This is a genomic window from Mesorhizobium sp. NFR06, assembly GCF_900115245.1.
Classification (GTDB): Bacteria; Pseudomonadota; Alphaproteobacteria; order Rhizobiales; family Rhizobiaceae; genus Mesorhizobium.
Genome location: NZ_FOVT01000026.1, coordinates 40,115 through 47,025, shown reverse-complemented (window position 1 = coordinate 47,025; position 6,911 = coordinate 40,115). Strand labels below are relative to the sequence as shown.

4 protein-coding genes, 1 tRNA gene and 2 pseudogenes are annotated in these 6,911 nt (G+C 57.7%); 1 reads left to right on the top strand and 6 read right to left on the bottom strand.

Annotated features, from left to right (window positions below; translation table 11 throughout):
* Positions 1-530 precede the first annotated feature (530 nt).
* A tRNA-Ser gene (locus F3H96_RS28890) sits at positions 531-620 on the top strand.
* Between the two features lie 176 nt (positions 621-796).
* Here F3H96_RS28890 and F3H96_RS28885 read toward each other — a convergent pair.
* From F3H96_RS28885 to F3H96_RS28860, 6 genes and pseudogenes are all read right to left on the bottom strand, one after another.
* Positions 797-991 (bottom strand): annotated as a pseudogene (locus tag F3H96_RS28885) (3-keto-5-aminohexanoate cleavage protein); the annotation flags it as partial.
* Positions 931-2,262 carry a TRAP transporter large permease subunit gene (locus F3H96_RS28880; protein ID WP_244620202.1) on the bottom strand — a complete coding sequence of 444 codons (1,332 nt, stop codon included), beginning with the start codon at positions 2,260-2,262 and terminating at the stop codon, positions 931-933. The pseudogene F3H96_RS28885 and the gene F3H96_RS28880, both read right to left, overlap by 61 nt.
* Positions 2,263-2,304: 42 nt before the next feature.
* Positions 2,305-3,405, bottom strand: a complete 1,101-nt coding sequence (locus F3H96_RS28875) for a TRAP transporter small permease subunit (RefSeq protein WP_149805046.1) — start codon at positions 3,403-3,405, stop codon at positions 2,305-2,307.
* A gap of 58 nt (positions 3,406-3,463) precedes the next feature.
* Positions 3,464-4,582: a TRAP transporter substrate-binding protein DctP gene (gene dctP, locus F3H96_RS28870; protein WP_149805045.1), complete on the bottom strand. Its 1,119-nt coding sequence runs from the start codon at positions 4,580-4,582 to the stop codon at positions 3,464-3,466.
* 420 nt (positions 4,583-5,002) lie between these two features.
* Positions 5,003-5,230 (bottom strand): annotated as a pseudogene (locus F3H96_RS31420) (hypothetical protein); the annotation flags it as partial.
* A 327-nt stretch (positions 5,231-5,557) separates the two neighbouring features.
* Positions 5,558-6,649 (bottom strand): DUF2806 domain-containing protein, encoded by a 1,092-nt coding sequence (locus tag F3H96_RS28860; protein WP_210248185.1) that lies wholly within the window; start codon positions 6,647-6,649, stop codon positions 5,558-5,560.
* Positions 6,650-6,911: the final 262 nt, after the last annotated feature.

Here is a 6,911-nt window from a genome sequence, read left to right as displayed (position 1 = left end):
AGCGATGACGATAAAGCTCAAGCATCTCCTCGATCGCTTCCGCAGGCACCCGACGCGTCGAAATCTTGCCCAAACGCCGGTCGAGCAACCCTGCTTCCCCAGCCTCTTCGTAACGGTCACGGTAGCGGCGAAATTGCCGCTCCGACATGCCCAGCAACTCGCCTGCCTCCATCATCGAAAGATCGCCGCCATTCCAGCGGCTAAGTACGTCCCGAAACTTCTGCATTCTCCGGCCCTGTAGCCATGCTGTCCGTCTCAACCCAGCCTCCATGGGCTGGCAATAAAACCGGACAACTCACGTGCTACCTAATCCGGACAACTCATCTGCTTACGACACGGAATGCCGATATGGCTTGGCATTCGCTTTCGGATCGACTAGATGAGCCCCGCGCCTGTTTGCCTGGACGGCTAGCGGTGCAGGGAAGGGTTGCCTGCCGGTTGGAGGCACACCAGATAATCCGTTGAGGACTTCCCGTGGGAGCATCTCCCCAACCCGCGCGGCGAAACCAGCCTGCGCGAGATGCAAGGACGGAGAGGTGGCCGAGTGGTTGAAGGCGCACGCCTGGAAAGTGTGTTTACGGGAAACCGTAACGCGGGTTCGAATCCCGCTCTCTCCGCCAGCTTGCTTCCGCAAAAACCCTTTATTTTCATAATCTTCGTTGTGGCCCTTGATCCCCGCAGGTCGAAATACATCAATTTCTGTGTAACAAACTGTGTAACATTAGCAAGACCTTATGCGACGATCGGCGGCACCGAGGCCACATAAGCGGGATGGTACCTGGTATCTGGCAAGAGTGGCGGTGCGATATGCGTCAGGATCAAGAATGTGCCGGCCGCGCCGGTCGCGCACGTGAAGGTGGATCATCGCCGCGCCCGGCTCCAAACATTTCGCCGCCGCGGAGTGTCGAAAGATCAAAGCCGCCGATACGGTCAATTGCCTCCATACATGACCCTCGGCAGCCACACGACAATCGAGGGAAACACGATGCATAGGCCCACTCCGATCGCCTGCAGACACAGGAAAGGCACTGCTGACCGGAAGATCATGGCCATCGAGATTTCCGGTGGTGCGACGCTCTTGAGGTAGAAAAGCGAGTAACCGAAGGGCGGGCTGAGGAAAGCCATCTGCATGTTGACCATGAAGATGACGCCATACCAGAGCGGCACATCCTCGGGAGCCACGCCGGCGAATCCCAACGCGCCATCGAACTGAAGCGATTTCAGAATGGGCAGGAAAATCGGCACAGTCAGCAGCAGGATTCCGACCCAATCGAGAAACATGCCGAGGACGAACAGGATGATCATCATCAGCACAAGAACACCATAAGGCGCCAGGCCAGTGCCAAGGATGGATTCGGCGACGAAGTTCTGCCCGCCCTTCAGGATGAAGAAGCCCACGAACATGGTGGCTCCGAAGAATATCCACATGACCATCGCAGTCGCCTTGAGGGTCGCCACGCCGGCTTCCCGGATCGTGTCCCAGGTCAGGCGACGATGGGCGGCGCAGACGACGAAAGCACCGAACGTGCCGATGCCGGCGGCCTCAACAGGCGTGGCAATGCCAAGGAAGATAACCCCGAGCACAAGCAGGATGAGCAGAATGGGCATGAACGTGCGGCGCAGAAGCCTCAGCTTTTCCCCAAAACCGATGCGCTCGTTCGGTGGTAACGCCGGGCCGAGCTTGGGGTTGATGTAGCAGCGCGCCGTGACGTAGACGACATACATCCCAGACAGCAGCAGGCCGGGGAAGACCGACCCGACCAGCAGTTCGCCCAAGGACTGTTGCGCGACGACGGCATAGACGATCGCCATCACCGAAGGGGGAATGAGGATGCCGAGCGTTCCTCCGGCAAGCAGCGAGCCGCAGGCGAGCTTGGCGTCGTAGTTGCGGCGCAGCATCGCCGGCAGCGCGATCATGCCCATCGTCACTTCCGTCGCGCCCACGACCCCAACCATTGCGGCCAGCAAGGTGCAGGAGATCACCGTGGCGGAGGCAAGTCCGCCTTTCAGCCCGCCCAGCCATCTATAGACGACGTCGAACAGTTCCTCGATGATCCCCGCCTTTTCGAGAATCGCCGCCATGAAGATAAAAAGCGGCACCGCCGAGAGCTGATAATCCGTCATGAAAGGAAAAATCCGCGACGGCAGCATGTTCAGCATGGCCGCATTGCCGAACAAAAAGAGGAAGAGAACGGCGAGGCTGCCGGTGCAGAAGGCCATCGGCAGTCCGAGCAACAAAAGCACGCCGAGGCCGCCGAACATCAGTATGCTCAGCCACAGGATCGGGAGCTCGAGACCCATGGCTTAGCGGAGCCTTCCTGTTGCGGTCGCGATGTCGCGCATCAAGCGAGACAGACCTTGAAGCAGCAGCAACGCAGCCCCGACGGGAATCGCGAGCTTCACCGGCCAGTATTGAATACCCCACTCGGTGAAAGAGCTCTCGCCCACCGCCATCGCATCACTGGCAAAGCGCCAGCCGGCAATGAGCATTGTACCCACGAACAGGAAAAAGAACGCCGAGGTGATGATATCGCAAATCGCGCGACCACGTTCCGAGAGATGGCTGTATACGATATCGACCCTGACATGCGTCTCATCGCGATAGGCATAGGCCCCAGCCAGCATATATTGCATGCCGAACATGAGAAACATGCTCTCATGCACCCAGTTGGTCGGGGAGTTGAAAACAAATCGGGCGACCACTTCGTAGTAGTACGCCATGACCGCGAGCACCGACCAATAAGCGACGAACTCGCCTGTCACCCTGACAAGCCAGTCGACCGGCCTGAATGGCGCAAGAGGCTGCTTGACGGGTGTGGCGGGCACATCGACGATGATCTCATGGTCGGTCGCGGCGCGCCCGGTCTCACTCGCGCGGGCGCGCCGCACAAGACGGGGTATGAGAAAGGCGTCGCCGACGACAACGAGACCGAGCAGGAGTCCGGCAATCCGGCTGATGCTGCTGGCGCGCTCGAGCTCGTGAACAGCCGCGGCCAGATTGTCGCGCGCGGCCGCGGCGTCCGCCTCAACTTTCGCGAGGTGCTCGGCTGAACCGTTTTTGCTGGCTGCCGCATCTGCCTTGGCACGCGGCAACAGCCTCTCGGCATGCTCACTCTGGGATCGCGCGAGTGAAACTGCCTCGCGTCCGTCGCGCACCTGGGTGCTTGTCCAAAGCACCGCGATGAAGAAGGGGATAAAAACGAATCCCCATCTGCTCTTCAGATAGAAACGATGCATGCCGAGGAAGCCGGCGGTGGCCAGGAACAGATAGGTAAGAAACAGGTTTGGGCGGCCGGCGTCGCGCTGTGCCCGCTCGCGATAAACAAAATAGGCGGCAACCAGCGGAAAGACCGCGAGGCTTGACCAGTAGAGCCAGTGCGGCAGCACAAATGTGAGGGAAGGCATCGGTGAACGCCTGCTGCAGGAGAAGAGCGCCCATCCGGTCAGGATGGGCGCCAAGGGCTTAGAGGTTGATGGTCAGTCCCTGATACATGTCCGGGGTGACGTAACCGACCGTCGGGTTCTCCATCACCTCGAGCTGCAGCTTGAAGATGCGCGCCGCGTCCTTGTCCTTGTTAGCCCACTCGAACCAGATCGGCAGCGCAATTTCCTGGAACTTCTGGAGATCTTCTGGGCCAAGACGATTTATTTCGATGCCTGCATCGGTGAATTTCTTCCAGGCCTCCATGTCGGCTTTCTGGATCGCGCCGAAATGGGTGTTCGAATAGACCTGGATCTCGTCTTCTACGAACTTCTTGAGATTGTCCGGGAGCTGGTTCCAGACATTCATGTTGACGGCGAAATCCATCAGGTCGACCGGTTGGTACACCGACATCAGTCCTGGCGGGCCCATGGAGATGTATTTGGTCACCTGTTGGAATCCGAGCGCCCAGTTGACCGCCGGCCCCGTGTAGTCGGCGGCATCGATCGTGCCTTTCTCCAGAGCGGAGAAAACCTCGCCGCCTGGAAGCAGCGTCGTCTTGGCTCCGGCCTTGGCGAACGTTTCGGCGATCATGCCGCCCGGAACTCGCAGCTTCAGGTCTTTAAAATCCTCGAACGAGCGGATCGGCGTCTTGGAGTGGATGATATTCGGGCCATGGTGAATGCGGTTGACGTAGTACAGGCCTTGTTTCGCATAAAGATCGCGCGCCGCCTGGAGACCGCCCTTCGAATAGAAGAAGATGTCCCATTCATGCGGATAGCGTAACCCCATGGTGTAGGACGAAAGGAAGGCAGCAGCCGGAAGCTTGCCGGCCCAGTAGAGTGAAAACGAATTCATCGCTTCCAGGACGCCGTTCTTCACTCCGTCGAGCAGCTCGAAATCGCCAACGATGTCTTTTGCCTTGAACGGCTGGAACTCGAGTTGGCCCCCGGTTTTCTCCTTGATCGTGCCGCACCACTTCTGGAAAGTTTCGAGCCCGACACCCGCCGGCCAGGAGGTCTGGATCTTCCAAGTAACCGTGTCAGCGGCTCCAGCTTTTCGAACCCAGGGAGCGGTAAGCGCCGTCGCAGTCAGCCCGGCGACAAGTCCGCCCGTCTTCAGAAAGCCTCGCCTTGATTGGGAATGCGATCCTCCGTCCATTGTCTTTCCTCCCTGCTCGGCAGCGGATAACAGTGAGCCGCCGCCGGTCTCAAAAAGCACCTAGACCAATGACACAAGGGACACCGCTTTTGGTCGGCCCCTTCTTGCAACCTTTCCCAGCCGAGTTGCCGGCGCCGCAACGATCGAGAAAATAGCCAGCGCAGCCTGCAAGTAACATAGCGCGGCGCGGGCATTTTCAATCACAGCGCACCTTAGTCTCGTACTATGCGCGCGCGGTTTCGATAAATCCATCCGTTTGGGGGCCTCGCCCGGTCAATGCAGCGCTCTTACTGCTAATCCGGCTGCTGCTTCGGCTGTTCGCATCGACGACGCCTTTGTGGGACGCACAATCTTGCCGGCCGGTGTTTGCCAGCTCGGTGTTTCCGGCCTGATGTCAGATGGACATGACATTCGCCTAGTCTAGGCTAGCTTCACCTTTGACAAAATGCGGTCGACCGACGGCAGACAAGCGTTCTGCGTTGGGCAATGTAGCAAGCTCCTGACGCGAGCGCCCTCCTGCAGGAGATGAGCGCCGAGCGAGACAATCTGATCGCTGGAACCCAATCCGGAGATCACGGCGGATTCGCCGGTCACACGAACAAGCTTGACCTGTTGAAAGTGTACGGTCGACGTGGCGTTGTCCAAGACCCGATGGAGGCCAAAGGCCGCACTAGTGACGATGTGCTTGGAAGCACCCTTTGCCTTTACTTGTGGGCCTGGGGAGACACCCACGATGACGTCAACTCCGCATTCAAAAGGGCGTTCGAGAACCTACGGCCCGCCCTTGAGAGCGCGGCTTCCAAGTTTCAGTGACTGCGATGTCCCGCCATCAATTCGTGCAGGAACTGGAAAGCGCCGCAGACCATATCGCCGAGGCATCGCGGGCGGATTTGCAAGTGCTACTTCGCCGTGCCGCGTATCTGCCAGTGCCGTACTCGTTAGACGAGGAAAGTTCCACTCTAGGGAAAGCGTAAGCTAGTCTTCCGTCTTTGAAGCGTCATAAAGCGTGGCAATACATGTTTCGGAAACGCTTTGACTGCCGTCATTCAAGGTCACAATTTCATGCAAGGTGATGAGGTCGCAATCATTTTTCCCTTGTTTAACCAAGTTGTTGATAGTGGCCTGCTCGTCTACGGGTAGAAATGACGCAAGCTCAATCCCAGCCCTGGTCAGGTTGTATCCACTTAGCTGAATATCGCGACCTGGCTTGATATGGAATCCTACCAATTTTGTTCCGACTGCCATACCTGAGGGCGTATTGTCGTCGGGCCGCTCAAGCTTCCTGGAAACACCCATCCCGCTCGCCGCGTCGACTAGTCCTGCAGCGTCTAGTTCATCAATTCTAGGCATCGGTTTGACCAGTTTCAAAATATTCTTATCTTCCGCGACTTCGGTGCTCAATATCGTCTTCCCCAATCGGCGTACGGCGAACTCTTGGAACAGAGAGGCAGTTTCACGATCGAGTTCCGAAGCTATCTGTAGAGTTCGTAGCGAGAACGCCCCAGGCTTTCTAATTTCCCCCGCAAGAATGCGCCCCCAAAGCTTGCGCATATTCTCGCTGCTGGCCTTCTCGGCGTAGCCCTCGAAAAAGTTCAGCCAATCGTCATCTACGTTGGCGTTATGTTCAATAGTTGAACCCCCATAATCCTCGGTGGCAGAAGGTCGCGAGGTCAGTTCCTCGAAAGCCTCAAGTGCAACGTGCGCAATATTCCGCGCCTTCGGATCGAGTTGCGCCAAAACGCGAGCCGCGTCGCTCGCGGACATGCCCCTCTCTTCAATGTCTTTAACACCAGCGTTAACCGCCGCTTCGATCAGCCGGCGCTGACCTTCTGTCACCGCTTCGGTAAGCACAGGCTTTCGTTCGAGGCCAGGTGTCCAGCGACCGAAAAGGGCTCCGATTAAGCGATCAAAAACCGAAACCGTTCGAAGGTTGGTGGAGCCGGTGACACCTCTGTCAGTCAACTCGAATGAGATATCTAGCCTGCCTTCATCACTTTTCTCGGCCACAGCGGAACCCCCAAATTCAAATAAAGATAGGCAAGAGACGGCGGTCAATTCAATACGCATAGAGGGCGCCCTTTTCGGATTGCTGGCATCCCGCGCCAGCAACAAGTCGCGGAGGCAAGCTGGGGCTGTCGCTACAGGTTCATCCGCAGTGGGTCACTAGGTAGTCCGACGCTTCCAGTGCGTCAGCGAAGTCAGCGTTCTTGAGTTCTGCTGCAACCTTTTGAGACGCGTTTCCTACGTTAGCGTCAATGACACATAACAACTGATGAAGGGCCTGCACGATCCTGAGAGCATTTCTTGGAAAAGCGTGACACGGCTTTCC